Source organism: Methylobacterium ajmalii, from assembly GCF_036448855.1.
Taxonomy (GTDB): Bacteria; Pseudomonadota; Alphaproteobacteria; order Rhizobiales; family Beijerinckiaceae; genus Methylobacterium; species Methylobacterium ajmalii.
This window is the reverse complement of sequence record NZ_JAZFXT010000012.1, coordinates 58,388-81,066: the sequence shown is the minus strand read 5'-3', so window position 1 is coordinate 81,066 and position 22,679 is coordinate 58,388. Positions and strand designations below refer to the sequence as shown.

Annotated in this window: 20 protein-coding genes; 11 read left to right on the top strand and 9 right to left on the bottom strand. The window is 74.1% G+C overall.

Annotated features, from left to right (window positions below):
* The first annotated feature begins 257 nt into the window (after positions 1 to 257).
* Together V3T34_RS05470 and gshB are read left to right on the top strand one after the other, a co-directional pair.
* Positions 258 to 833: a YcgN family cysteine cluster protein gene (locus V3T34_RS05470; protein WP_305077554.1), complete on the top strand. Its 576-nt coding sequence runs from the start codon at positions 258 to 260 to the stop codon at positions 831 to 833.
* Positions 834 to 1,017: 184 nt separating this feature from the next.
* Positions 1,018 to 1,974, top strand: a complete 957-nt coding sequence (gene gshB / locus V3T34_RS05465; protein WP_091888396.1) for a glutathione synthase — start codon at positions 1,018 to 1,020, stop codon at positions 1,972 to 1,974.
* 257 nt (positions 1,975 to 2,231) lie between these two features.
* Here gshB and V3T34_RS05460 read toward each other — a convergent pair whose 3' ends face one another.
* The 3 genes from V3T34_RS05460 to V3T34_RS05450 form a co-directional block, all read right to left on the bottom strand.
* Positions 2,232 to 3,389: an AI-2E family transporter gene (locus V3T34_RS05460; protein ID WP_060848218.1), complete on the bottom strand. Its 1,158-nt coding sequence runs from the start codon at positions 3,387 to 3,389 to the stop codon at positions 2,232 to 2,234.
* A gap of 89 nt (positions 3,390 to 3,478) precedes the next feature.
* On the bottom strand, positions 3,479 to 3,904 hold the full coding sequence (locus V3T34_RS05455; RefSeq protein ID WP_060848217.1) for a hypothetical protein: 426 nt from the start codon (positions 3,902 to 3,904) through the stop codon (positions 3,479 to 3,481).
* A gap of 207 nt (positions 3,905 to 4,111) precedes the next feature.
* A complete protein-coding gene (locus tag V3T34_RS05450) occupies positions 4,112 to 4,567 on the bottom strand; it encodes a molybdenum cofactor biosynthesis protein MoaE (RefSeq protein ID WP_060848216.1) in 456 nt (151 codons plus the stop codon).
* Between the two features lie 513 nt (positions 4,568 to 5,080).
* Here V3T34_RS05450 and V3T34_RS05445 point away from each other — a divergent pair.
* Entirely contained in the window at positions 5,081 to 6,109 is a 1,029-nt protein-coding gene (locus V3T34_RS05445; protein ID WP_091888401.1) for a gamma carbonic anhydrase family protein, read from the top strand.
* Here the strand turns inward: V3T34_RS05445 and msuE are convergent.
* Complete coding sequence (gene msuE / locus V3T34_RS05440) at positions 6,106 to 6,684, bottom strand: FMN reductase (RefSeq protein ID WP_060848214.1); 579 nt, start codon at positions 6,682 to 6,684, stop codon at positions 6,106 to 6,108. The two genes, V3T34_RS05445 and msuE, sit on opposite strands and share 4 nt — an antisense overlap.
* A 124-nt stretch (positions 6,685 to 6,808) precedes the next feature.
* Positions 6,809 to 7,504, bottom strand: coding sequence for an HAD family hydrolase (locus V3T34_RS05435; protein ID WP_091753194.1), 696 nt, complete (start codon positions 7,502 to 7,504; stop codon positions 6,809 to 6,811).
* 202 nt (positions 7,505 to 7,706) lie between these two features.
* Between V3T34_RS05435 and V3T34_RS05430 the strand changes: the two genes are divergently transcribed.
* Both V3T34_RS05430 and V3T34_RS05425 read left to right on the top strand, forming a co-directional pair.
* The gene (locus V3T34_RS05430) at positions 7,707 to 8,027 is read left to right on the top strand and encodes a hypothetical protein (RefSeq protein ID WP_060848212.1); all 321 of its coding nucleotides are present in this window, start codon (positions 7,707 to 7,709) and stop codon (positions 8,025 to 8,027) included.
* A 66-nt stretch (positions 8,028 to 8,093) separates the two neighbouring features.
* Entirely contained in the window at positions 8,094 to 9,140 is a 1,047-nt protein-coding gene (locus V3T34_RS05425) for a YeiH family protein (protein ID WP_060848211.1), read from the top strand.
* Positions 9,141 to 9,306: 166 nt separating this feature from the next.
* On the opposite strand, the gene V3T34_RS05420 is transcribed toward V3T34_RS05425, so the two are convergent.
* From V3T34_RS05420 to V3T34_RS05410, 3 genes are all read right to left on the bottom strand, one after another.
* A complete protein-coding gene (locus tag V3T34_RS05420) occupies positions 9,307 to 10,701 on the bottom strand; it encodes a TadE/TadG family type IV pilus assembly protein (RefSeq protein ID WP_305077552.1) in 1,395 nt (464 codons plus the stop codon).
* 190 nt (positions 10,702 to 10,891) lie between these two features.
* A complete protein-coding gene (locus V3T34_RS05415) occupies positions 10,892 to 12,658 on the bottom strand; it encodes a L,D-transpeptidase family protein (RefSeq protein ID WP_331369108.1) in 1,767 nt (588 codons plus the stop codon).
* A 68-nt stretch (positions 12,659 to 12,726) separates the two neighbouring features.
* A complete protein-coding gene (locus V3T34_RS05410) occupies positions 12,727 to 13,272 on the bottom strand; it encodes a TetR/AcrR family transcriptional regulator (protein ID WP_305077550.1) in 546 nt (181 codons plus the stop codon).
* Between the two features lie 96 nt (positions 13,273 to 13,368).
* On the opposite strand from V3T34_RS05410, the gene V3T34_RS05405 reads away from it, so the two are divergent.
* On the top strand, positions 13,369 to 13,908 hold the full coding sequence (locus V3T34_RS05405; RefSeq protein ID WP_305077549.1) for a PaaI family thioesterase: 540 nt from the start codon (positions 13,369 to 13,371) through the stop codon (positions 13,906 to 13,908).
* The gene (locus V3T34_RS05400) at positions 13,905 to 14,603 is read left to right on the top strand and encodes an SDR family NAD(P)-dependent oxidoreductase (protein ID WP_060848207.1); all 699 of its coding nucleotides are present in this window, start codon (positions 13,905 to 13,907) and stop codon (positions 14,601 to 14,603) included. The genes V3T34_RS05405 and V3T34_RS05400 overlap by 4 nt, the downstream gene beginning before the upstream one ends.
* A gap of 168 nt (positions 14,604 to 14,771) precedes the next feature.
* Here V3T34_RS05400 and V3T34_RS05395 read toward each other — a convergent pair whose 3' ends face one another.
* Positions 14,772 to 15,557, bottom strand: coding sequence for an SDR family NAD(P)-dependent oxidoreductase (locus tag V3T34_RS05395; protein WP_305077548.1), 786 nt, complete (start codon positions 15,555 to 15,557; stop codon positions 14,772 to 14,774).
* A gap of 197 nt (positions 15,558 to 15,754) precedes the next feature.
* Between V3T34_RS05395 and fliF the strand changes: the two genes are divergently transcribed.
* The 4 genes from fliF to V3T34_RS05375 are packed head-to-tail and all read left to right on the top strand — an operon-like array spanning position 15,755 to position 21,012.
* Positions 15,755 to 17,482, top strand: coding sequence for a flagellar basal-body MS-ring/collar protein FliF (fliF, locus tag V3T34_RS05390; RefSeq protein WP_060848205.1), 1,728 nt, complete (start codon positions 15,755 to 15,757; stop codon positions 17,480 to 17,482).
* Positions 17,482 to 18,393 (top strand): hypothetical protein, encoded by a 912-nt coding sequence (locus V3T34_RS05385; protein ID WP_305077547.1) that lies wholly within the window; start codon positions 17,482 to 17,484, stop codon positions 18,391 to 18,393. Before fliF ends, V3T34_RS05385 begins: the two co-directional genes overlap by 1 nt.
* Position 18,394: 1 nt before the next feature.
* Positions 18,395 to 19,708 (top strand): MotB family protein, encoded by a 1,314-nt coding sequence (locus V3T34_RS05380; RefSeq protein ID WP_305077546.1) that lies wholly within the window; start codon positions 18,395 to 18,397, stop codon positions 19,706 to 19,708.
* Entirely contained in the window at positions 19,705 to 21,012 is a 1,308-nt protein-coding gene (locus V3T34_RS05375; protein WP_305077545.1) for a chemotaxis protein MotC, read from the top strand. The genes V3T34_RS05380 and V3T34_RS05375 overlap by 4 nt, the downstream gene beginning before the upstream one ends.
* Positions 21,013 to 22,679 lie beyond the last annotated feature (1,667 nt).

The window sequence follows — 22,679 nt, the reverse complement described above, 5'->3', positions numbered from 1 at the left end:
GACGGGTCCTCGGATGGGCGCGCGGTCGGGTCTATCAAGCCCCGCACTCTAGCGCGAGACCGGGGCGGCAGAGAGGCGGATCGCTCCTCTCCCCGCACTATATGGGGCACGGATGCGCCGACACGACGTCGCAGGATTGCGCAGCCTCCCGCAGCCGCGCTTGCCCTCGGCCCCGGCCTGCGGCAGGGGAGGGGTCTTCCTTCCGTTCTCCCCCGCATCCGCGCCCGGCTTCCCGGCGCCTTCGAGGCCCAGCACCCGTGGCCGACGCCCGCAAATCCCCTCCCGGCACCTCTCTTCCGGGCAAGGCCACCCCCCTCTCGTCGAAAGCCGAGAACTCCCTCAAGGCCGGCACGCCGTTCTGGCGCGGGAAGAGCCTGGAGGCGTTCAGCCCGGCGGAGTGGGAGAGCCTGTGCGACGGCTGCGGCCGCTGCTGCCTCCTGAAGCTCGAGGACGAGGACACGGCCGAGATCCATTACACCGATGTCGGCTGCACGCTCCTCGACGCCGCCACCTGCCGCTGCCGCGACTACGCCCGGCGCCAGAAGAAGGTGCCCGACTGCGTCCGCCTGACGCCCGAGGCGGTGCGCACCCTGACCTGGCTGCCGCCGACCTGCGGCTACCGCCTGGTGCGGGACGGGCACGACCTGCCGTGGTGGCACCCCCTCGTCTCCGGTACACGCCGCACCGTGCACGAGGCCGGCATCTCGGTCCGCGACCGCGTCAGCGGCACCGAGGAGGAGTTCGAGACCGAGGAGCTCCTGGACCGCATCGTCGACTGGCCGGGCCAGGACCCCCACGACGACTCCCACGACGACCCGCAGGCGGGGGAGTGAGGCGGGCCCGGCACGACCGGGTGCGTTGGCACGCCTCGTGCATGGTTTTCTCCGACGCTCATGGGCGTTTCCTCCCCGACTTGGGGCCCCGCCGCGACAAGCGCGCGGGGCCTCCCTCCGTTCGCGGCCGTTGCCATCGGGCGCGGGCCGCCCGATAACCCCGGGCGACCGGAGATCTCCCGACATGGCCCTCACCGTCGCGGTCCAGATGGACCCGATCCAGGCGATCCGCATCGCCGGCGACACCACCTTCTCGCTCCTGCTGGAGGCGCAGCGGCGCGGCCACACGCTGCTGCACTACACCCCCGACCGGCTCTCGATGCGCGACGGGCGCGTCACCGCCCGGGCCGAGCCTCTGCGGGTGCAGGACGTCGAGGGCGACCACGCCCATCTCGGCGCGCAGGAACGGATCGATCTCGCCGAGGTCGACGTGGTGCTGATGCGCCAGGACCCGCCCTTCGACCTCGCCTACATCACGGCGACGCACCTCCTCGAGCGCATCCACCCGCACACGCTCGTGGTGAACAACCCGTTCGAGGTGCGCAACGCCCCCGAGAAGCTCTTCGTCACCGCCTATCCGGAGCTGATGCCCCCGACCCTGATCACCCGCGACAAGCAGGAGATCGAGGAGTTCCGGGCCGAGCACGGCGCCGTGGTGATGAAGCCGCTGCACGGCCACGGCGGCGCCGCGGTGCTGCGGGTGCTGCCCGACGACCCGAATTTCGGGTCGATGTTCGACCTGTTCTCGGTCACCTTCCGGGAGCCCTGGGTGGTGCAGCGCTTCCTGCCGCGGATCACCGAGGGCGACAAGCGCATCATCCTGGTCGACGGCGAGCCCTTGGGCGCCGTTAACCGGGTGCCGGCGGCCAACGACATCCGCTCCAACATGGTGCGGGGCGGCACCGGCGGGGCCACGGCGCTCACCCCGCGCGAGCAGGAGATCTGCGCGGCGATCGGCCCGGAGCTGCGCCGGCGCGGCCTGATCCTCGTCGGCATCGACGTGATCGACGGCAACCTGACCGAGATCAACGTCACCTCGCCGACCGGCATCCGGGCGATCAAGCGCCTCGGCGGCCCCGATCTCGCGGTCGCGGTCTGGGACGCGATCGAGGCCAAGGTGACGAAGCCGCAGAGCGCCTGAGGCCGTCGGAGCCGAGAGGCCGTTCAACCTGGAGGGCGGCTTTCATCCTACCCGCGACCTCATCCTGAGGTGTCAGTCCATCAGTGATGGGCTGACCTCGAAGGATGGTTCCAGAAGTCTCCGAGATTACGGGAGCCCTCCTTCGAGGTTAGTCGATCTTCGATCGACTAACGCCTCAGAATGAGGTGGGAGGAGAGGATGGGACGATCCCCCCGGGGTCCGTCCCGGGCCGTCGCGCCTCGTGCGAAGGGCGAGCCTCAGCCCGCATCCTCCCCCAGCGTGTCCTCGATGTAGAGCCGGTCGAGCAGCACCTTCACGACCGCCATCAGCGGCAGCGCCAGGGCGACGCCCCAGAGGCCGAACAGCACGCCGAGCAGGATCTGGCCGGCGAACAGGGTCGCGGGCGGGATGTCGAGGGCCCGCTTCTGCACGAACGGCGTCAGCACGTAGCTCTCGAGCGTCTGCACCAGAAGGTAGACGGCCATTCCGGCGACCACGCCCTTCAGCCCCGAGGCGAGGGAGGCCAGCACGATGATGATGCCGGCGACGAGCGCCCCGATGGTCGGGATGAAGCAGAGCAGCCCGGCCTGGAGCCCGAGGATCAGGGATCCATCGATGCCCACCAGCGTCAGCCCGAGCCAGACGCAGACGAAGATCGCCGCCATCACGACGAGCTGGCCGAACAGCCAGTGGCGCAGCGTGATGCCGATGTCGTCGGCGACGGAGGCCGCGTGGGTGCGCTGGCGCGACGGCACGAAGCGCAGGAAGCCGTCGCGGTAGGTGCGCGGCTCGGCGGCCACGAACAGCCCGAGCACGACCACGATGAACACGTTGCCGATGGCGCCGAACACCGCCAGCGCCACCGTCGAGGCCTGGCCGAGCACGCTGCCGGCGCCCGAGAGCAGGGTGCCGGGGCTCGGCAGGCTCGGGCCCTTCGGGCGCTCCTCCTCGGCCGCGCCGCCTTGCGCCCCGCCGCCCTGGGCGGCCGCGTCCTTGAGCTTGCCGAAATCGAGGAAGCGGGTATCGACCCCGCGGGCGTCGAGCCAGGACTTCACGGTGCCGGACTGCTCGCGCAAGGTCTCCCCCAGGCGCTGGGCCTGCCCCGCCACAGTGGCGCCGCCGAGCCCGACCATGCCGAGGACCATGACGGTGAGCAGCACGCTGACGATCGCGAGCCGGAACCCGTGGCCGAGCGGCACGACGCGGCCGAGATAGTGCGTGAGCCCGTCGAGGAAGACCGCGAACAGGATGCCGGCGAAGATCAGCAGCAGCGTGTCGGCCGAGTGCCAGGCCAGCAGCAGCGCCGCCGTGAACGCCACCACCCCGATTCCGGCGAGGACGAGCGAGCGGGTGCTCGTCCAGGCGGGGCGGGGTGCGCCCGGCGCGAGGGCATCCGGCGAGGGGGAAACGGGCATGTCGGGGGAACTCTCCGGCCGGCGGCACCGGGCCGCCCTGCCGGCACACATAGCCTTGCGCGGCCATCCGGCGACCGCCGTACCGCTGCCTAACCCTCCTCGCGCCGGCGCCGCACGCCGGCGAGCACGGCGGGATGCGCCGGGGTCTTCCAGGCCGCCTCCTCCGGCGCGGCGACCGGCTCGGGCGCCGTCATCCCCTTGGGCAGGGCGATGGGCTTGGGCAGCGCCAGCGCCGGGGCCGGGCGGCGGGGCGCCCACTCCTCCGGTTCCAGGATCTCGACGACCGGCATCGGCCGGCGGCGGGGCCGCTTCCGGACCGGCTGCGGCGCCCGACCGAAGACCCGCAGCAGGGCCCAGCCGACGAGGCCGCCCCAGGCGAGGAGCACGCCCCCGGGCGTCGGCCGCTCGGAGATCAGGAGTGTGACGAGCCCGACGAGCGCGCAGACCATCGCGAGGTTGCGCGCGCTGAAGGGATCGAACGGCAGCGGGTCGGAGGATCTGTGGTCGCGGATCATGGGACGAGCTTGCCCGAGCCCGGTCAGCGAATCCTCAGCTCGACCGCTCGAATTGTCCGCAATCCCCGCTTCCCACGATTCGAATGCTGTCGTTTTCGTGGATTCACCCGCGAAGGGGCGCTGCCCGCCCGGGCCGGCGCGGCGCGCGGGACGTCATGTCGATCCGTGCGGGGCCCGCGTCGCGACGGTCGGGGCGGGTGCCCGCGCTCACCAGCGCGCGGCGGCGGCCGCGTCGTGCTCCATCGCCTCGACCCAGCCGCCCAGGGTGCCGTCGGCCCGGTGCTCGCGCTTCCAGAACGGCGCGCGGGTCTTGAGGTAGTCCATCAGGAAGCTCGCGGCCTCGAAGGCGGCGGTGCGGTGGGCGGAGGCGGCGAGCACCAGCACGATGCCCTCGCCCGGCCGCACCAGGCCGTGGCGGTGGATCGCCACCGCGCCCTGGAGCGGCCAGCGCCGGGCGGCCTCGTCGAGCACGCGGCCAATCTCGGCCTCGGCCATGCCGGGATAATGCTCGAGCTCGAGGGCGGCCAGCCGCCCGTCCTCGTCGCGGCACAGGCCGGTGAAGCTGACGACGGCGCCCGCCCGCCCGCCGAGTTCCGCCGTGAGGGCGGCGATCTCCGCCGCGACGTCGAAGGGCTCGGGCTGGATCGAGAGGCGAGGGGTCATGACGGGTCCGCGCAGAGAGATCTGACCGGGCTCTCTAGCGCATTTTCCGACGGAGTGGATGCCGGTTCGTCGATAGAAAATGCGGCAAAATCAAAAACCTAGAGCGCTTCGCGATTGCAACGCTACGGTACACGACAGGGGCGTGAAGCCATTCTGCGTCAAGGCTTTCCCATGCACAACCTCATCCTGAGGTGCGGGCGATCGACGATCGCTGAGCCTCGAAGGAGGCCTCCAGACATCGCAGCGACATCTGGAGGCCTCCTTCGAGGTCAGTCGATCTTCGATCGACCAACGCCTCGGGATGAGGTCGCGGGTGGGAGAGACAATCATCGCGGATTCATGTCGCTGTCGTGCACCGTGTTGCAACGCGATCGTGAGGCGCTCTCGCACGAACGCCCCCGGGCCGAGACACGCCTCGGGACGGGCCGCGCGCGGCAGGCTGTGCGCGGCGCCCGCGCGGGGGTAGACCTGGGCGAGGAACGGCCGGCCTTGTGCGGCCGGAGGATCGCCCCCGTGACCCCTGACCTCCTCCTTCCCTACGACGACACCGAGCCGACCTTCGCGGCCCGGCCGGTCTGGTGCGGCCGCGGCAGCGCGGTGATCGGGCGGGCGAGCCTCGGCGCCCAGGCCTGGCTCGGCGACGAATCGGTGATCCGGGCCGACGGCCACGACGTGGTGGTGGGCGACCGGTTCTGGCTCGGCGCCCGCTCGACCCTGCACATCGCCGCCGAGATGTATCCCTGCATCGTCGGCGACCGGGTCACGGTCGGGCGCGACGCGGTGGTGCATGCCTGCACGGTCGGCGACGAGTGCGTGATCGAGGAGGAATGCGTCGTCCTCGACGGGTCCGTGATCGAGGACGGGGTGCTGCTCGAGGCCGGCAGCACGGTGTTTCCGCGCACCACCCTGCCGGCGGGCTTCGTCTGCGCCGGCAGCCCGGCCCGGCCGGTGCGGCCGCTCGCCCCCGGCGAGCTGGCGGAGCGGGCCGAGCGCCTGCGCGAGGCCGCCGCCGCCGAGCCGGCCCCGGGCCCGGGCGAGGCCTTCGCGGCCGATCCCGCCGTCTTCGTCGCCCGCACGGCCCGGCTGCACGGCCGGGTCGCCCTGGCGGCGGGGGCGAGCGTGTTCTTCTCCTGCCGGCTGGAGGCCGGGCTCGGGCCGATCGTGATCGGGTCGAACGTCAACGTGCAGGACAATTGCGCCCTCCACACCCGCGCCGACGGCCTGGTGATCGGGCACGACACGACGCTCGGCCACAACGTGCGCGCCGGCGACGGCCGCATCGGCCCGCACTGCCTGGTCGGCATGGGGGCGCGCCTCGGCCCCGGCACGGTGGTGGAGGCCGACGTGCTCGTCGCTGCCGGCAGCGCCACCGATCCCGGGCAGGTGCTGGATTCCGGCTGGCTCTGGGGCGGGCGCCCGGCCCGGAAGCTCGCGCGCCTCGATTCGGAGCGCCGCGCCATGATGGCCCGGACGGTGGCGAGCTACGCGGCCTACGGCCGGACCTTCCGCCGGCTCCAGGCGCGGTCGGGCGGGGAGGGTTAGAGACCCGCCGCCGCCCGTCCCGATCCGGCCCGGCGGGCGGCCTCGGCCACGTCGAGGAGGTGGCCGAGCTCGGCCGCGGCCGCGGCCACCCGCTCGGCGACCCGGGCGTCGGTGACGATCCCGTCCTCGATCTCGGCCTCGCCGGCATAGACCGCCGTCGGCGCGACATGGGCGGTGAAGAAGCCGAAGAGCGGGCGCAAGGCGTGCTCGACCATCAGGGCGTGGCGCGGCCCGCCGCCGGTCGCGGTCAGCACCACCGGCTTGCCCGCGATGGCGGCGGGATCGAGGAAGTCGATGACGTGCTTGAACAGGCCCGAATAGGCGCCGTTGTGCACCGGCGAGCCGACGACGAGCCCGTCGGCGCCCTCCATCGCCTCGATCATGTGGGCGATCGGCAGCGGCAGGGCCTGCCGCGTGGTGGCGCCGAGGCCCGTGCCGATCTCGGCCAGGTCGTAGACCTTGAGGTCGATGGGGCGCTGCCGGCCGAGCTCGGCCGTGACCGCCTCCACCAGCGCGCGGGTCCGGGACGGGCGGCGGACGTTGCCCGAGAAGGCGACGATGCGGGCTGGTCTCACGGCGGGCTCCGGTTGACGAGGACGGGTTCCCGGAACGGATCGCGGGACCGGTCGCGGCGGCCCCGGACTGTGCCGGGAGCGCGCGCGAGGTCAATGCGAAACCGGTGCCAGGGCTCCCCGTCCCTTAACGGGACACGCGGTCCCACGTCCCGAGTAGATGGGGCAGGTCGGCGAATTCGTCGAAGACCCGGACGGCGCCGGCGGCCAGAAGATCCGCCCCGGCCCGGTCGTGCGACCAGTGGCCGCCGCCGCAGAAGCCGAGCGCCGGGATCCCGGCGGCCCGCGCCGCGGCGACGCCCGGCACGCTGTCCTCGATCACCACGCAGGCCTCCGGCGCCACCCCCATCTGCGCGGCGGCGTAGAGGAAGAGGTCCGGGAACGGCTTGCCCCGCGACACCATGGTGGCGCTGAAGACATGCCCGTCGAAGTGCCGCAGGAGGCCGGTGAGCGTCAGCGCGTGGCGCAGGCGCTGCGGATCGCTGCTCGAGGCGACGCAGCGCCGGTCCGGCATCGTCTCCAGCACCGCGGCGACGCCCGCGATGGCCTGGAGCTCGGCGTCGAAGGCCCGCAGGGTGTCGGCCCGCACCGCGTCGACGAAGCCCTCCGGCGTCGGCACGCCGTAATCGGTGGCGATGTGGGCCATGATCGAGGTCATGCTGGTGCCGGTGAAGCGCCGCGCCACCGTGGCGAGGTCGATCGGCACGCCGATGCGCTGCAGGTTCTCGGTCAGGCGCGCGAGGCTGATCGGCTCGCTGTCGATCAGCACGCCGTCGCAATCGAAGATCACCAGTTCCGGTCGCCCGCCCGTCCTGCCGCTCATGCCGCTCCCCTCATGCTGTTGCCCTCATGCCGTTCCCCTGGCCGTCGGTCCGCCGGGGCCGTGGCACGCCGGGTCGTGTGGGATCAACCCGCCACGGTGCCGCGCTCACGCTCGCGCCGCCCCCCGCAAATCCTTGCGCCGGCAAGGGCCTCTCACTACTCAAGGTGCCGCGCGTCCCGGGGGGCGCGGTCCGGAGCCCTGGATGATCCGCTTCCTGTGCCGTTGCCTCGGCCTCTTGCTTCTCGCCGCCGGCTTCGTCGGGATCGTCTATGACGGCGCCCGCTCGATCGCCAACAACGCCGTCCTGGTCACCTCGGTCAGCGATTTCGCCTCCGCGCTGATGAAGGACCGGGCCGCCAGCCTCCAGGCCATGGCCGAGGGCGGGCAGCCGGCCCTGTGGAAGCTCCTGGGCCTGCCCTTCACCCTGTCGCCAGCCGCACCGGTCGCCCTGGTCCTCGGCCTGGTCCTGCTCTGGCTCGGCCAGCCGCCGCGGGCCGGCATCGGCACGGGTTTCCGCCCGTGACCGCGGGCCGACCCCTTCCCCCACGACCGTCCCTCCAGAGACCTTCCTGCGCGAGCTTGCCCGGCGATGCGGCCTGACACGATGGGGCGTACCGCGATCGCGGTCCTGCCCGGCCTCTCCCTCTGCGTCGCCGTCACGGCGGCGGCGAGCCTGGTCCAGGCGGCGGAGGAGCACCTCGTCCACCACCCCTACGTCGAGGCGCTGGTGATCGCGATCCTCGCCGGCATCGCGATCCGCTCGCTGTGGGAGCCGGGGCCGCGCTGGCGCATCGGCATCGCCTTCAGCGCCAAGCAGCTGCTGGAGGTCGCCGTGATGCTGCTCGGCGCCTCGATCAGCCTCAAGGCGCTCGTCGCCTCGGGGCCGGCCCTGCTCACCGGCATCGTCGCCACCGTGGTGATCGCGCTCGTCGCCAGCTACGTCATCGGCCGGCTGCTCGGCCTGCCGGCCCGGATGTCGATCCTGATCGCCTGCGGCAACGCGATCTGCGGCAACTCGGCCATCGCGGCGGTCGCCCCGGTGATCGGGGCGAGCGGCGACGACGTCGCCTCCTCGATCGCCTTCACGGCGATCCTCGGCGTCCTCGTCGTGCTGGGCCTGCCGCTCCTGATCCCGCTGCTGGGCACCAACCCGACCGAGTACGGCGTGCTCGCCGGCCTCACGGTCTACGCGGTGCCCCAGGTGCTCGCCGCCACCGTGCCGGTGAGCCTCGTCAGCACCCAGGTCGGCACGCTGGTCAAGCTCGTGCGGGTGCTGATGCTCGGACCCGTCGTGCTCGGCCTGTCCCTCGTCGCCCCGCACCTGCGCGACGAGCCCGGCGCGCCGGCCGGGGCGAGGAAGAAGCTCGGCTTCTTCAAGCTGGTGCCGTGGTTCATCCTCGGCTTCCTCGGCCTCGCCGCCGCCCGCTCGCTGGGCCTCGTGCCCGATGCCGCGCTCGCGCCGCTCACCCGGACCGCCGGCATCCTGACGGTGATCGCCATGGCGGCCCTCGGGCTCGGGGTCGACGTGCGGGTGGTGGCCCGGGTCGGCGGCCGGGTGACGCTGGCGGTCGTCGCCTCGCTCGCCGTGCTGCTTCTCGTCAGCATCACGCTGGTGCGGGGGCTCGGGATCTCCTGAGCGCCTGCTCGGGCTGCGTGAAGCCCTCGTCCCACTCTCGACCTCATCCCGAGGCGTCAGTCCCATCGTCGATGGGCCGACACCTCAGGCTGAGGTTGCCGATGGGGTCAAAGGCCCTCCCGACGACCATGGCATCGGTCGAGCAGGCTCCGAGCCGGGCCGGGCATCAGTTGCGCAGGGTCGCCGCCCCCGGGCGCGGCCCGACCCCCTCGGGGACCGGCACCGAGGTCGCGCCGTAATTGGCGTTGAGGTGGAGGTTCGGGCCCTCGTAGAGGTTGATCTGCCGGGCGACGATCACCGTGTAGGCCGACTGATCGGCCACCGGGCGGCTGCTGTCGACGATCAGCCGGCCCGCCGGCAAGTAGATCGTCCCCAGCATCGTGCGGGTGTTGTCGCTGAGGATGCGGTACTCGCGCATCGGCTTGGCGCCGCCCGGGGGCGGCGGGGGCGGGGGCGTGATGTAGGTGTCGATCGGCACCGGGACCGGATCGAAGACCGTGCGGCTCTCGGCGATCAGGAGCCCCGCCATCAGCCCGCTCGTCGGCGCCGTGAGGCTCACCGCGGTGTCCTTGTCGAACAGCATCCCGCCCTTGCTGCCGGTGAAGTAGAACGCCACCCCCTGGCCCGACACGCTCGCCTTCTTGTCGACGATCAGCGGCCCGTCCTTCATCACGTAGGTGCCGGGGCGCAGGGTGACGATCGCGCTCTCGGTGATGCGAAGGCCGCCGCAATAGGTGCCGGGATCGAGGGTGACGACGCCCGTCACCATGTCGATCGGGCCGGGCGGCGGCATCTTCTTGCCGGGATTGGCCGACGGGCTCAGGATCACGCAGTCGTAGTCGGGCGTCGGCAGCGGCCGGTCCTTCAGGGGGTCGTCGATCGGCGTGCAATCGGTGATCGGCGCCGGCGTGAACAGGGCCTTCGATCCGTCGAAGCCCCCCGCCGAGCAGATCGAGAGCGCGCGGGCGGTGGCGCTGTCCTTGCCCTGGATGCCGCTCGGGCTCCTGGAGTTCGAGTAGAGCGTGCAGCCCTCGGCGGTGACCTGCGCCCGCTTCTCGAGGTCGAGGGCGCCCTTGGCCGAATTGTCGAGCGCGAGCAGACAGAGCCGGAACGAGCCGACGAGCTGGGCGGTCGCCCGGACCACGATCGTGGTCGAGGGCAGGCTGAGCAGCTTGCCCATGAGCGACGGCACCGTCTCCTCGACCACCGTCGAGACCGAGCGGCGCCCGTCGCCGACCTCCGCGCCGATCAGGCTCCGGCGGTCGGCCGGCGTGCGCGCCTGCGCCTCGATCGCCTGCCGGGTCACGCTTGCCACTGCCGTGTCGTCGGCGTTGGCGAGCTTGAGCATGTTGGCGCCGGCCAGCACCCCGGCATCGGCGGCGCTCTGCAGCTGCGCCTTGCGGTAGAGGAGGCGGCTGTACTCGACGGCGGCGCTCACCGCCCCGAGCAGGACCGGCAGGGCGACCGCGAAGGCGATCAGGAAGGCGCCGCTGCGGTCCCGGGCGAAGCGCGCGAGCGGGTGCGGGCCACGCGCCGGGCCCTTGCCGGGGCGCGGTGTCATCGGCGGATCGCCGCCGGGCGGGAAGCGGGTCGTCGGGTCGGGGCCATGCCTGCGGCGGTGCCTGGAAGCTAACATGTTAGCTTGGGCGCGACAGATCATAACGAACGATGAAAGATACCCATCCCGGGCATCAATATGCTGGGGGCGGCAGGCCCGGCATTCCGATGATGCCGCCGTGGCCTCCGGTGGATCAGGTCGCCGGTGTCGCGGGCCGGCGCTCGGCATCCGGCCCGGCCTTGGGGGCCGGTACCGTCCGGCTCGGCACCGCCTTGGCAGCGGGCTTCGGTGCGGCCTGCGCGGCATCCGATGCCGGCTTCGCATCGGCCGGCTTGATTGCGGATGGCTTGGCGGCAGACGGTTTGGTCGCGGTGGGCTTGGCCGGCACCGCCTTGCCGGCCCCGACCGGGCCCGGGACCGCCTTGCCGGGGGCCGGCTTGGCGATCGCACCCGTCACCGCCGGCTCCACCGGCTTGCCGGTATCGAGGCCGTAGACGTCGTCGCGGAAATGCACCCGGCCGTCCGGGGTGGCGTAGCCGGTGAGGTAGACGAAGGTCACGGGGATCGGCTTGGCGAGCTTGATGTCGCGCCGCTCGCCCGTGGCGATGCCGGTCTCGATCTCCATCGGGCCCCAGGTCGAGCCGGGGCCGTTCGGGCCCGGCGTGCCCTCGAGCAGCCAGCCGACCAGCGCCTTCACGTCGGCGACCCGCACGCAGCCCGAGGAGTGGAAGCGCACGTCGCGGGAGAATAGCCCCTTCGAGGGCGTGTCGTGCATGTAGACCGCGTGCCGGTTCGGCATGTCGATCCGCACCTGTCCGAGCGAGTTGTCGAAGCCCGGATCCTGGCGCAGCGTGTAGTTCACCGCCCGCTCGGTCGACCAGTCGACGGCGGTCGGCTGCACCTCCTGGCCCTGTCCGTCGAGCATGCGGATGTGCATCTTGGCGAGGTAGCCCGGGTCCTTGCGCATGTGCGGGATGATGTCCTTCTTGATGAGGGACACCGGCACGGTCCAGGTCGGGTTGAAGTTGATGTTGGTGATCTTCGTCTCGACCATCGGCGAGGCGCGCTCGGGCTTGCCCACCACCGCGACGTAGCGGCGCGCGACGCTGCCGTGGTCCACCGCCTCGACGGCCGCCGACGGGATGTTGACCGCGACGTAGCGGTCCCCGAACGGGAAGCTCGACCCGATCAGCCGGTTGGCCGAGGCCGCGAGCTGGCGCTGGCGCACGCTCGCCGGCACGTTGAGGGCGGCCAGCGTCTGGCGGCCGAGGAGCCCGGTCTCGGGCAGGTTGTGCCGCGCCTGGTAGCGCTTGAGCGCCGCGACGAGGCCGGGATCGAGCTGGTCGCCCTCCGGGCCGCCGGGCGCGAGGTCCTCGGTCATCACGAGGTGGCGGCGCAGAAGCGGGATCGCCGGGTTGCGCTCGCCGGGCTTCACCGTGAGGTCGGCCGGCAGGGACGGCCAGCCGCCGGCCTCGACCAGGCCCTGGTAGCGCTCAGCCGCCCGCAGGGTGTCGAGGAAGGTCGCCGGGGTGAGCGTCGGGGTGGTGTCCTGCGACATCCGCGCCACGACGAGGGGCGGCAATTCGCGCGAGACCTTTTTGGGAGCTTGCTTGCCCTCGGCGGGGCGCGGCTCGGAGAGCCTCGGGTCCGCAGGTCTTGCGTCACCCGTCCTCGGGGCGGCGCCGGGCTTGATCGGGCCGACCGGCAGCGGCGGCGCGTCGCCGGGCAGGGGTTCGGGTGCGGTCGTCGCCTCGCGCCGCGCGGGCTCGACCGCGGCCGGCGGGACCGGGGCGGCCTGCGCGGACGGGCCCTGCGCTGTAAGTCCTTGCGCGGCGGTGCCCGGCACCGGGGCGGGCGGTACCGGGGCCGCGGGCTCGACGGCGGCCGCGAGGCCGGTGCCGAGCATCCAGGCCACGGCCGCCGCCGACGTCAGGTACGGAAACGCAACACGCAATACCATCGCGGGCCTCGGACAGGGACGCCCCCAGCTTGGTCACGCGAGGGTTACCAAAAGCCTGCCGACCTGACTCAAGGGCGAGTGGGGGCGAGCGCCCCCCGGGTCGCCGCCAGGATCTCGTCGGAGAGGGCGGGGTCGTCCACCGCCCGGGCCAGCACCAGGGCCCCGACGAGGCTCGCGACGGCGGCGAGCGCCGCCGCCCGGTCGCCCTCCGGCAGGGCCTCCTGCATCCGGGCGAGCCGCGCCTCGAGTCCGTCCGTGAAGGCGCGCCGCACGGGGGCGGGCTGGCGCGCCGCCTCGCCGCCCAGGGCCGCGAGCGCGCAGCCGCCGCCCGGTCGGTCGCGGTGGGCCGCCGACAGATAGGCCGCGACGAAGCCGGCGAGGTCCGGTGCCGCCCCGGGCTCCCGCGGCGCGGGCGCCAGCGCCTGGGCGAGTGCCTGAGCGGCCAGGTCCTCCTTCGACGTGAAGTGACCGTAGAAGCCGCCATGGGTCAGGCCCGCGGCCTCCATCACCTCCGCCACCGTCACGACGGAGAAGCCCTTCTCCCGGAAGAGGCGGCCCGCCGCCTCGAGGATCCGGCGCCGGTTCTCCTGGAACTGCTCGCGGCTCACCCGCATCCGACGGTCGGCTCCCTGCCGTTGACATGATTGAGGACGGCGATCATCAATATAATAACATGACGCGCGTCATCAAAGAAGGCCGGAGGGGAAGCGATGGACGCCACCTCGTCGCAGGAGGACGGACCGGTGCGGGAGCGCCGGGTCGCCTGGGCCGATCCGCGGGCGACCGCCCGGGCCGGCCACGGCATGGCCGGGCTCGACTTCCTGCGGGCGCTGATCGCCGGTGACATGCCGCCGCCGCCGATCGTGACCCTGATGGGCATCGCGCTCGCCGAGGCGGAGCCGGGCCGGGTGACGATGCGGATGCCGGCGGGCGAATACCTCTACAACCCGATCGGCAGCGTCCATGGCGGCGCGCTGGCGACGCTGCTCGACAGCGTGATGGGTTGCGCGGTCCACAGCACCCTGCCGGCCGGGCGCGGCTACACCACGCTGGAGATCAAGGTGAACTACCTGCGGGCGGTGACCGAGGGCTCCGGCTCGGTCACGGCGATCGGCCGGGTGGTCCATGCCGGGCGCCGCCAGGCGGTGGCCGAGGCGAGCCTCGCCGACGAAGCCGGCCGGCTCTGCGCCACCGCCAGCACCACCTGCCTGGTCTTCGACCTGCCCCCTTCCCGGGAGGAGCGCCCGTGAGCCTGCCCTATCGCACCGCCCTCATCGTCGGCGCCGGCGCTGGCATCAGCGCCGCGCTCGCCCGGCAACTCGCCGCCGAGGGAGTCCGGGTCGGCCTCGCCGCGCGCGACACGGACAAGCTCGCCGCCCTTGCCGCCGAGACCGGGGCCGAGACCTTCGCGGCCGATGCCGCCGACCCGCAGGCGGTCGAGCGGCTGTTCGCGCAGGCCGATGCCCGCATCGGCGAGCCCGACGCGGTGATCTACAATGCTAGCGCCCGGGTCCCCGGCCCGCTCGCCACCCTCGATCCGGAGGCCGTGCGGCGGGCCGTGGAGGTCACCGCCTTCGGCGCCTTCCTGGTCGCTCAGGCAGCGGCGCGGCGCATGGAGAAGCGGGGCCACGGCGCGCTCCTGTTCACCGGCGCCACGGCGGGCGTGAAGGGCTTTCCGCTCTCGGCCGCCTTCGCGATGGGCAAGTTCGCCCTGCGCGGCCTCGCCCAGAGCGCGGCGCGCGAGCTCGGGCCCAAGGGCATCCACGTCGCCCATGTCGTCGTCGACGGCGCGGTACGCAACGCCCGCCGGCCCGACCCGGCGGACAAGCCCGACAGCACCCTCACGCCGGAGGGCGTGGCCCGCGCCTATCTCGACCTGCTGCGCCAGCCGCGCGATGCGTGGTCGTTCGAGGTCGATCTGCGGCCGTGGGTCGAGCGGTTCTGACGAGCATCCGCTGCCCGGCCGGTCCGGGGCGTGGCCCGCGGCCTCGGTGGTTCTGCCCGGTGGCGGTTCTGCCCGGTGCATCGTCGTCGGTCGCCCCGGGACGGGGGAGGGGGCGGCGGAGGCCGCCACGACCTCCACCCCGGGGGGCCCGACGGCCGCCCGAACCCCTCATCCGCGATAGCGCGCCGCCGCGTGCTCCTGCGCGAAGTTCGGTATCATTGCCCGGCGCGCCGCCTCGAACGCTTCCCACTGGCTCTCGTCCGGCAGGGACGGGATCGTCACCGCCTCGCGCCGGTCGAAGCCCTTGAGCGCGGCGTCGACCATCTCGTCGACCGCCATCACGCCCTGCAGGCTCTCCACCGCGCGCCCCGAGCGCTCCCAGATCTCGGTGCGCGTCGCGGCCGGCAGCACCGCCTGGACGTAGAGGCCGCGGGGCCCGAGCTCGGACTGGAGCGCCTGCGACAGGGTCAGCACGTAGGCCTTGGTCGCCCCGTAGACGCCGGGCAGCCATTCGGGCGCCAGCGCCACCACCGAGCTGATATTGACGATGCTCCCGCCGCCCCGGGCCAGGAACCCGTGCGCAGCGGCTCCGGCCAGCCGCGTCAGTGCCACCACGTTGAGGTCGACGAGGCGGTATTGCGGTGTCAGGTCGTCGGCGGAAAAACCAGCCGGCGCCGCCGCGCCGGCATTGTTCACGAGAAGGCCGATCCGGTCGTCGTCGCGCAGGCGCGCCTCGACCGCCGCGAGGCCGGCCGGGTCGGTGAGGTCGGCCGGCAGCACGTCGACCGCGACGCCGGTCTCGGCCCGCAGGCGCGACGCCAGCGCCTCCAGGCGGGCGGCGTCGCGCGCCACCAGCACCAGGGGATGGCCGCGCCGGGCGAGGCGGTCGGCATAGGTGGCGCCTATGCCCGACGAGGCACCGGTGACGAGGGCGGCGGGCGTGTGGTCGCTCATGGGAGGGCTCCTGATCAGCGGCTTTATCATGATTGCCGTCATGTATGTATTGATGACGATCATCATCGAAGTCGTCAATCCGGCGGCCCGCCGCCGCGTGCGCCGGCGCACGCCGGGCCGCAACCTCCGCACAAGGCAGGGGCGTCACAGAGCGATCAGGCAAGGTCGCCTGCGCTGGGACGGGATTGGCGGAAGAGATGTCCGGTCGCGAGCAAGCCGAGAGGCTGTGGAGCAACATCGTCGAGCTGGGGGCCCGCCGCCTCGCGGCGCTCGGGCTGATCGGCCTCGTGGTGTTCCTGGCGGTGGGCCTGGGCGCCTACTACCTGAGCCGGCCGGCGCAGGAGACGCTCTATACCGGGCTCTCGCGCGAGGACGTCGCCCGCATCGGCGGCGTGCTCAAGGATGCCGGCATCCGCTTCGACGTCAGCGCCGACGGCGCCGCCGTGCTGGTGCCCTACGGCAATACCGCGCAGGCCCGGATGCTGCTCGCCGAGAAGGGCCTGCCGCAGAGCTCGAAGTCCGGCTACGAGCTGTTCAACGACCTCGGCTCCCTCGGCATGACCTCGTTCATGCAGGAGGTGACCCGGGTCCGGGCGCTCGAGGGCGAGATCGCCCGCACGATCCAGGGCATGAAGGGCGTGCGCGCCGCGCGCGTCCACATCGTGCTGCCCGAGCGCGGCTCGTTCCGGCGCGACCAGCAGCCGCCCTCGGCCTCCGTGGTGGTGCGCACCGAGCCCGCCGACGACCGCAGCGGCGCCCAGGCGATCCGCCAGCTCGTCGCCTCGGCGATCCCCGGCATGAAGCCCGACCGGGTCACGGTGATCGGCGCCGACGGCACCCTGCTCCTGTCGGGCGACGACGGCGCCCAGGCCCCGACCGGCAAGATGGCGAGCCTGGAGAAGGACGTCAGCCGGGAGGTCCAGGACCGCATCCGCCGGGCGCTCACCCCCTATCTCGGACTCGGCAACTTCGAGGTCAGCGTCGCGGCCCAGCTCAACACCGACAAGACCTCGACCAGCGAGACGATCTACAACCCCGACCAGCAGGTCGCCCGCTCGGTCCGCTCGGTGCGCGAGAACGAGAACAGCCAGAACCGCAGCGCCCAGCGCCCGACCAGCGCGCAGCAGAACCTGCCCGACCAGCGCACCCGCTCGGACGGCAACGACACCGCCAGCAACGAGACCTCCAAGAAGGAGGACCTGACCAACTACGAGATCGGCCAGAAGAGCATCCAGACGGTCAGCGACGGCTACGCGGTCAAGCACCTCTCGGTGGCGGTGCTGGTCAACCGCTCGCGCCTCGCCGCGCAGGGCGCGACCCCGAACGGCCAGCCGCCCGCGGATTCCGTCGTGGCCGCCGCCGTCGAGAAGCAGATCGCCGAGATCGAGCAGATCGTCGCCTCGGCGGCCGGCGCCAGCAAGGAGCGCGGCGACACCGTGAAGGTGGCGGCGGTCGGCTTCATCAACGACGGCCAGGCCCTGGAGCCGGTGCCGCCGCTCAGCCTCGCCGACGTGATGATGCGGCAATCCGCGACCCTCATCAACGCGGCCACCATCCTGATCGTCGCCGGCCTGCTGATCTGGTTCGGCCTGCGCCCGGCGCTGCGCGCCATCCTGGCGGTGCCGGAGGCGGCCCAGGCGGAGATGGCCGCCCTCGAGGCGGCGGGCGCCGCCGCGGCCCTGCCGGGCGGCGAGGCCGGCGCGCTCCCGGCGCCGGGCGCACAGGGCGTCGTCGGCCAGGCGATGCCGGGCCAGCCGGCGCTGGCCGGGCCGGACGGGATGCCCGCCATGGCGAGCCTGATCGAGGACATGGCCGAGAAGGCGAAGAACTCGCCGCAGAAGCGCCTCGAGCAGATGATCGACCTCGACGAGGAGCAGGTCGCCGCCATCCTCAAGCGCTGGCTGCTGCGTGAGGAGCTGGCGTGATGAACGCCGCAATCTCCCGCTACCTGCCGGAATTCCCCGCGGCCCCGGCCGGCGGCCCGTCCACCCTGCCCGAGACCTTCGACGACCCCTGGGCCGGCCTCGCCCGGGCCCCGCGCCGCGCGGCGGCCCCGTCCGGGACGGATCGGTCCGATATCCCCGTGACCGATCTCTGCGTGGCCGATCTGCGGGTCGCCGAGGCGCTGCTGCGCGAGGTCGTGCAGCCCGCGCCCCGTCCGGCGGCCCCCCCTGCGCCGCCGCACCCGGCCGCCGAGGCCTTCGCGCCGATCCGGTTCGCGCCGCTGCGCCCCGAGGAGCCCGCCGGCGAGGATCGCCCCGCTGCGCTCAAGGCCCCCGTCGCGGGCGAGCCGCGGCGCGATTCCCGGCGCGAGACCCCCGAGGAGCGCGCCGCGCTGCTCGCCGCCGCCGAGGAGCGCGGCCGGCAGCAGGGCCTCGCCGAGGCACGGGAAGAAGCCGAGATCGCCCGCCGCCAGGCCGACGAGGCGGCGGAGATCCGCCTCGAGGCGGCGCGCCGGCACTGGAGCCAAGCCGAGGCCGAGGCCCTGGCCGACGGTTTCTCGGCGGCGCTCCGCGCCCTCGACGCGACCCTCTCCGACCGGATCGCCCGCCTCCTGGCGCCGGTCCTGACCGACGCGCTGCGCCGCCAGGCGGTGGCGGAGCTGAGCGGCGCGCTGTCGCGGCTGCTCGGCCAGCCGCAGGCGGCCAACGTCCGGGTGAGCGGGCCCGAGGACCTGCTGGCGGCGCTCGCCACCCGCCTCGGCCCCCTCGCCGACACCGTGTCGTTCACGCCCGCCGAGACCGCGGAAGTGCAGGTGAGCGCCGACCAGACCGTGATCGACACCCAGCTCGGCGCCTGGACGCGCCTCATCGCGGCGGCGGTGGCGGAGATCTGACATGTCCGAGGGCCACCAGGAAATCATCATCATCAAGCGCCACGGCGACCACGAGGACGGTCACCACGGCGGCGCCTGGAAGATCGCGCTCGCCGACTTCATGACCGCCATGATGGCGCTGTTCCTGGTGATGTGGCTGATCAACTCGACCAGCAAGGAGCAGAAGCAGACCATCGCCGAGTACTTCAACCCGGTGAAGCTCGCCGAGGTCACCCACGACAAGAAGGGCCTGCGCGATCCCCACGACACCCCCTCCGAGCCCGGTGCCGAGGGCGGCAAGGCCGAGGGCAAGGGCGGCGAGGGCAAGGGCGAGGGGAAGGGCGACGGCAAGGCGAGCGAGGCCGCGCCGGGCAGCCGGGCGCGGGAATCGGCCCTGTTCCAGGACCCCTACGCGGTGCTGGCGCGCCTCGCCGCCGAGACCGACCGCGGCGACACCGCGAGCGCCGACGCGGCCGCGCTCGAATCCGGCCAGCCCGGGATCAGCGGCGGCGACGCGGCGCGCGATCCCTTCGATCCGCTCTACTGGCAGGTCGAGCCGCTGCCGCGCCACCGCACCGAGCGGCCGGGCAAGGTCGGCACGACGGTGTCGGCCCCGTCCGAGAACCGCCTCGACGCCGCCGGGCAGGTCGCGTCGTCCAAGCCGCGCGACCCGAAGGACGCGCCGACCCGCGTCGCCTCGGCCGAGGACAGCCTGCCGCTCACGCCGCGCGACCCGGCCAGGGATTCCGCGAAGGAGGCCGCGAAGGACGCTCCCCCCAAGCTCGCCGCCCTGAAGGACCCGGCGCCCAAGGAGGCCGTCAAGGATCTGGCGAAGGACCCGTCGAAGGATGCCGCGAAGGCGGCCGAGACCGCCGCGGTCGCCGCGATGAAGGCCGAGATCGCCAAGGCGGTGGCGCCCGCCGCCATCGGCGCGCCGATGCCGAACGTCGAGGTGCGCCGCTCCGGCGAGGGCATCCTGATCAGCATCACCGACGACATCGGCTTCAGCATGTTCAGCGTCGGCTCGGCCGAGCCGACCCCGAAGGTGGTCAAGGCGATCGAGAAGATCGCCAAGATCATCAACGCCCGGCCCGGCCGCATCGTGGTGCGCGGCCATACCGACGGCCGGCCGTTCCGCTCCGAGACCTACGACAACTGGCGCCTCTCGACCGCCCGGGCCCAGATGGCCTCCTACATGCTGGTGCGCGGCGGCGTCGACGAGGCCCGCATCGAGCGCATCGAGGGCTATGCCGACCGTGCGCCCCGCAACACCGCCGATCCGAAGGCGGCCGAGAACCGGCGCATCGAGATCCTGGTGCGGGGGCTGCCCGAATGAGGCGGCTGCGGGTCCTCGCGACCGCCGGCCTGCTCCTGGCCGGGCTCGTCTCGGCCGGCCTCGTCCCGGCCGCGCCGCCGGCGCATGCCGGCGGCGACGGGCACGGCGCGCCGGCGGCCGACGCGCATGGCGGGGGCGGGGGCGGTGGCGGGCACGGCGGCGGCGGCCACGGCGAGCCGCCCAAGCCGATCGAGCCCCTGCCGGTGGCGGCCCGCGGCCTGCCGGTCGAGCTGGTGCGCACGCTGCAGCTCCTGCAGGACCGCATCGCCCGCGGCTCGACCCAGGCCCACCTCGCCCAGCGCCAGCTCCTCGGCCATATCGAACAGCGCCTGCTCGCCCTCGAACCCGAGACCTGGGCGGCGCCCGAGAACCTGCGGGCGGCGGTGGTCTTCGCGCTCAGCGGCGGCGGTCCGGCCGTGCTGCGGCGGATGATCGAGACCGGCAAGCTGCCCGAGGGCGACGCGGCCCTGGTGGTCGGCTCGCTCGCCTACCTGGAGGGGCGGGAGCGCGAGGCGCGCACCCTGCTCGGCCGCTACGATCCCCGGACCCAGCCCCCCGGGCTCGCCGGCCAGCTCGCCCTGACCCAGGCGGCGGTGACGGTGCGGGAGGCGCCCCGCCGGGCGATCGAGCTCCTCGACCTCGCGCGGCTCCTCGCCCCCGGCACCCTGGTGGAGGAGGGCGCGCTGCGCCGCGAGATCTTCATCCACGCGCAGGGCGGCGACGCCAAGCGCTTCGAGGTCCTGTCGATCCAGTATCTGCGGCGGTTCCGCCGCTCGGTCTATGCCGGCAACTTCCGCCAGCGCTTCGCCACGGCGCTGACCCGGCTCGATTTCGACAGCGACCGCTCCCGCGTTGCCCAGCTCGAACGCATGCTCGACGAGATCGAACCGAGCGAGCGGCGCGACCTCTACCTCCTGGTCGCCCGGGCCGGGCTCGACCAGGGCCGGCGCGAGACCGCGATCTTCGCGGCCGAGCGGGCGATCAGCCTCGCCGGTCCCGACGGAGAGGCCGCCGCCCGGGGCCGGCTCTACCGCGCCGCCGCCCTGATCGTCGCCGAGGGCCGCTACGAGGAGGGGCTCGAGGCCCTGCGCGGCGTCGACCGGGCCGGTCTCGCCCCGGCCGACCTCGCGCTCCTCGACGCCGCGCTCTCCACCGCTCGCCAGATCCGCGGCGGCGCGCCGCCGCCGCCCGCCGCCGAGCCGCCCTCCGCCCGCCGCCCGATTCCCGAGGCCGCCTCGATCACCCGCGCGCAGGAGGCGCTCGCGCGGGTCGATCGGATGATCGACAGGACCGACGACCCGTGACCCCTCTCGACGCCATGCTGCAGGGTCCGCGGACGCGTCTCGACGGTGCCCGCAGCGCCGCCGAGCCGGCCCGCCCCGACGCCGCCCCCGGATTCGACTCCGTGCTCGAGTTCCTCGAAAGCCGCGAGCGGCCGGAGCCGCCCGCCTCGCCGGATGCCGGCACCCAGGCCGCCGCCGACGCCGCCCCCGCACAGGCCGAGCCGGCGCCGCGCGCGGCCGGCCTCGGCGCGCTCCTCGCCGGCCCGGTCGCCGGGAGCCCCGCCCGCCCGGGCGCCCCGGACATCGCCGCCCTGATGGAGCGGGCCGCCGGCCGGGCGGGCGCGCCGAATCCGGCCGCCCCGGCGCCGGGCATCCCGGTCGTCGCCGGGACTGCGCTGCCGGCCGCTCCTGCCGCGCCGCCCATCCCCGGCGCGACGGTTCCGGCCGCCCCCCCGTCCGTCGGGGCGCCCCCGGCTGCCGCCGCGCCCGTCCCGCAGGACGACGCGGCGCCCGCTCCCCCGCCCATCGCACCGGGTGGCCTCCCGCTGCCGGCGGCGATGCGGGACCTGCCGGCCATGGCGCCCCGCGAAGCCCCGGCCCGCCCCGCTTCTGTCCGGGCCGCACCCGCGGAGGCGGCCGCCCCGGCCGATCCCGCGACGCAGAGCCCCGACGCCGCCGAGGCGCCGGCCGCGCCGACGTCCGACCCGGCCGCGTCCCCGCCGGCCGATCCCGTGCTCGCGGCTCCCGGGCCCGGCACTCCCGTCCCGGTCGGTTCGTTGCCCGTCGCACCCTTCGCCGCCATCGCGTGGCCGACGCGTCTCGACACCGCGACACCCGCCCCGGCCGGCGGCGCGGCCCCCCGGGCCGCGGCCCCGGTCCTGCGTCTCGTGGCCGACGCCGTTCCGGCGCAGACGGGTCCGCTGCCGGCCCTCGCCTCCGGCGCGGCCGCGCAGCCGGTCGCCTCGGTGATCGCGCAGGAAACCCATTTCGCCCCGGTCTCGGCGGCCCGCCCCGCGACGGCGCGGGACGTGTCCGCTCCGGCGCCGTCCGGGGTCCGGGCCGCCGCACCGGATCTGGCGCCGCCCGGCCTCGCCCCGGTCGCGCCCGCAGCCGGTGCGTCCGCCATGGCCGCGCCGCTCCCGGCCTCCGCTGTCGCGGCCGGTTCGGCCTCGCCGGCTGGACCCGGCTCCGTGCCTGCCGTTCCGGTGCCGCCGCCCGCCGCGGCCTCCGCTGCGGCCGTTCCGGCTGCGTCCCCGGGGGTCGCCGCCACGATCCCGGCACCGGCCGCGTCCGGCACCGTGTCGACGCCCGTCGGCGGGCCGGCCGCCTCGTCGTCATCGCTCGATCCGGCGCCCGCCTCGACGTCCGTGCCGGCTCCGCAACCCTCACCCGCCCCTGCGGCACCCGCGGCGGCGTCGCGCATCGGCGACGGCTCCGGTCCGGCACCCGCGACATCCGACGAACCCGCCGACGGGCGGCCTGTGACGACCGCGGCCGCTCCCCGCGCGCCGGTCGCCGCAGGCTCCGACGCACAGGCGGGCGCCGCGACCGCCCGACCGCGCGATCCCGCGCAGCCGCTTGCGTCGGCGCCTGCCGTGACCGACGGCGCACCGTCGCCAGCCGCCGGCGAACCGCCGGCCCGGCAGTCCACGAGCCCCGGGCTCGCCCAGGTTCCGGACCGGCCCGGC

What these genes read in the sequence shown, in the direction of transcription:
- V3T34_RS05380 (WP_305077546.1), top strand. Translation starts at nt 18,395, where the DNA reads ATGTCCGAGGGCCACCAGGAAATCATCATCATCAAGCGCCACGGCGAC.
- gshB (WP_091888396.1), top strand. Translation starts at nt 1,018, where the DNA reads ATGGCCCTCACCGTCGCGGTCCAGATGGACCCGATCCAGGCGATCCGC.
- V3T34_RS05425 (WP_060848211.1), top strand. Translation starts at nt 8,094, where the DNA reads ATGCGGCCTGACACGATGGGGCGTACCGCGATCGCGGTCCTGCCCGGC.
- V3T34_RS05420 (WP_305077552.1), bottom strand. Translation starts at nt 10,701, where the DNA reads ATGACACCGCGCCCCGGCAAGGGCCCGGCGCGTGGCCCGCACCCGCTC.
- V3T34_RS05385 (WP_305077547.1), top strand. Translation starts at nt 17,482, where the DNA reads ATGAACGCCGCAATCTCCCGCTACCTGCCGGAATTCCCCGCGGCCCCG.
- V3T34_RS05435 (WP_091753194.1), bottom strand. Translation starts at nt 7,504, where the DNA reads ATGAGCGGCAGGACGGGCGGGCGACCGGAACTGGTGATCTTCGATTGC.
- V3T34_RS05410 (WP_305077550.1), bottom strand. Translation starts at nt 13,272, where the DNA reads ATGCGGGTGAGCCGCGAGCAGTTCCAGGAGAACCGGCGCCGGATCCTC.
- V3T34_RS05375 (WP_305077545.1), top strand. Translation starts at nt 19,705, where the DNA reads ATGAGGCGGCTGCGGGTCCTCGCGACCGCCGGCCTGCTCCTGGCCGGG.
- V3T34_RS05405 (WP_305077549.1), top strand. Translation starts at nt 13,369, where the DNA reads ATGGACGCCACCTCGTCGCAGGAGGACGGACCGGTGCGGGAGCGCCGG.
- V3T34_RS05395 (WP_305077548.1), bottom strand. Translation starts at nt 15,557, where the DNA reads ATGAGCGACCACACGCCCGCCGCCCTCGTCACCGGTGCCTCGTCGGGC.
- V3T34_RS05460 (WP_060848218.1), bottom strand. Translation starts at nt 3,389, where the DNA reads ATGCCCGTTTCCCCCTCGCCGGATGCCCTCGCGCCGGGCGCACCCCGC.
- V3T34_RS05455 (WP_060848217.1), bottom strand. Translation starts at nt 3,904, where the DNA reads ATGATCCGCGACCACAGATCCTCCGACCCGCTGCCGTTCGATCCCTTC.
- V3T34_RS05450 (WP_060848216.1), bottom strand. Translation starts at nt 4,567, where the DNA reads ATGACCCCTCGCCTCTCGATCCAGCCCGAGCCCTTCGACGTCGCGGCG.
- fliF (WP_060848205.1), top strand. Translation starts at nt 15,755, where the DNA reads ATGTCCGGTCGCGAGCAAGCCGAGAGGCTGTGGAGCAACATCGTCGAG.
- V3T34_RS05430 (WP_060848212.1), top strand. Translation starts at nt 7,707, where the DNA reads ATGATCCGCTTCCTGTGCCGTTGCCTCGGCCTCTTGCTTCTCGCCGCC.
- V3T34_RS05415 (WP_331369108.1), bottom strand. Translation starts at nt 12,658, where the DNA reads ATGGTATTGCGTGTTGCGTTTCCGTACCTGACGTCGGCGGCGGCCGTG.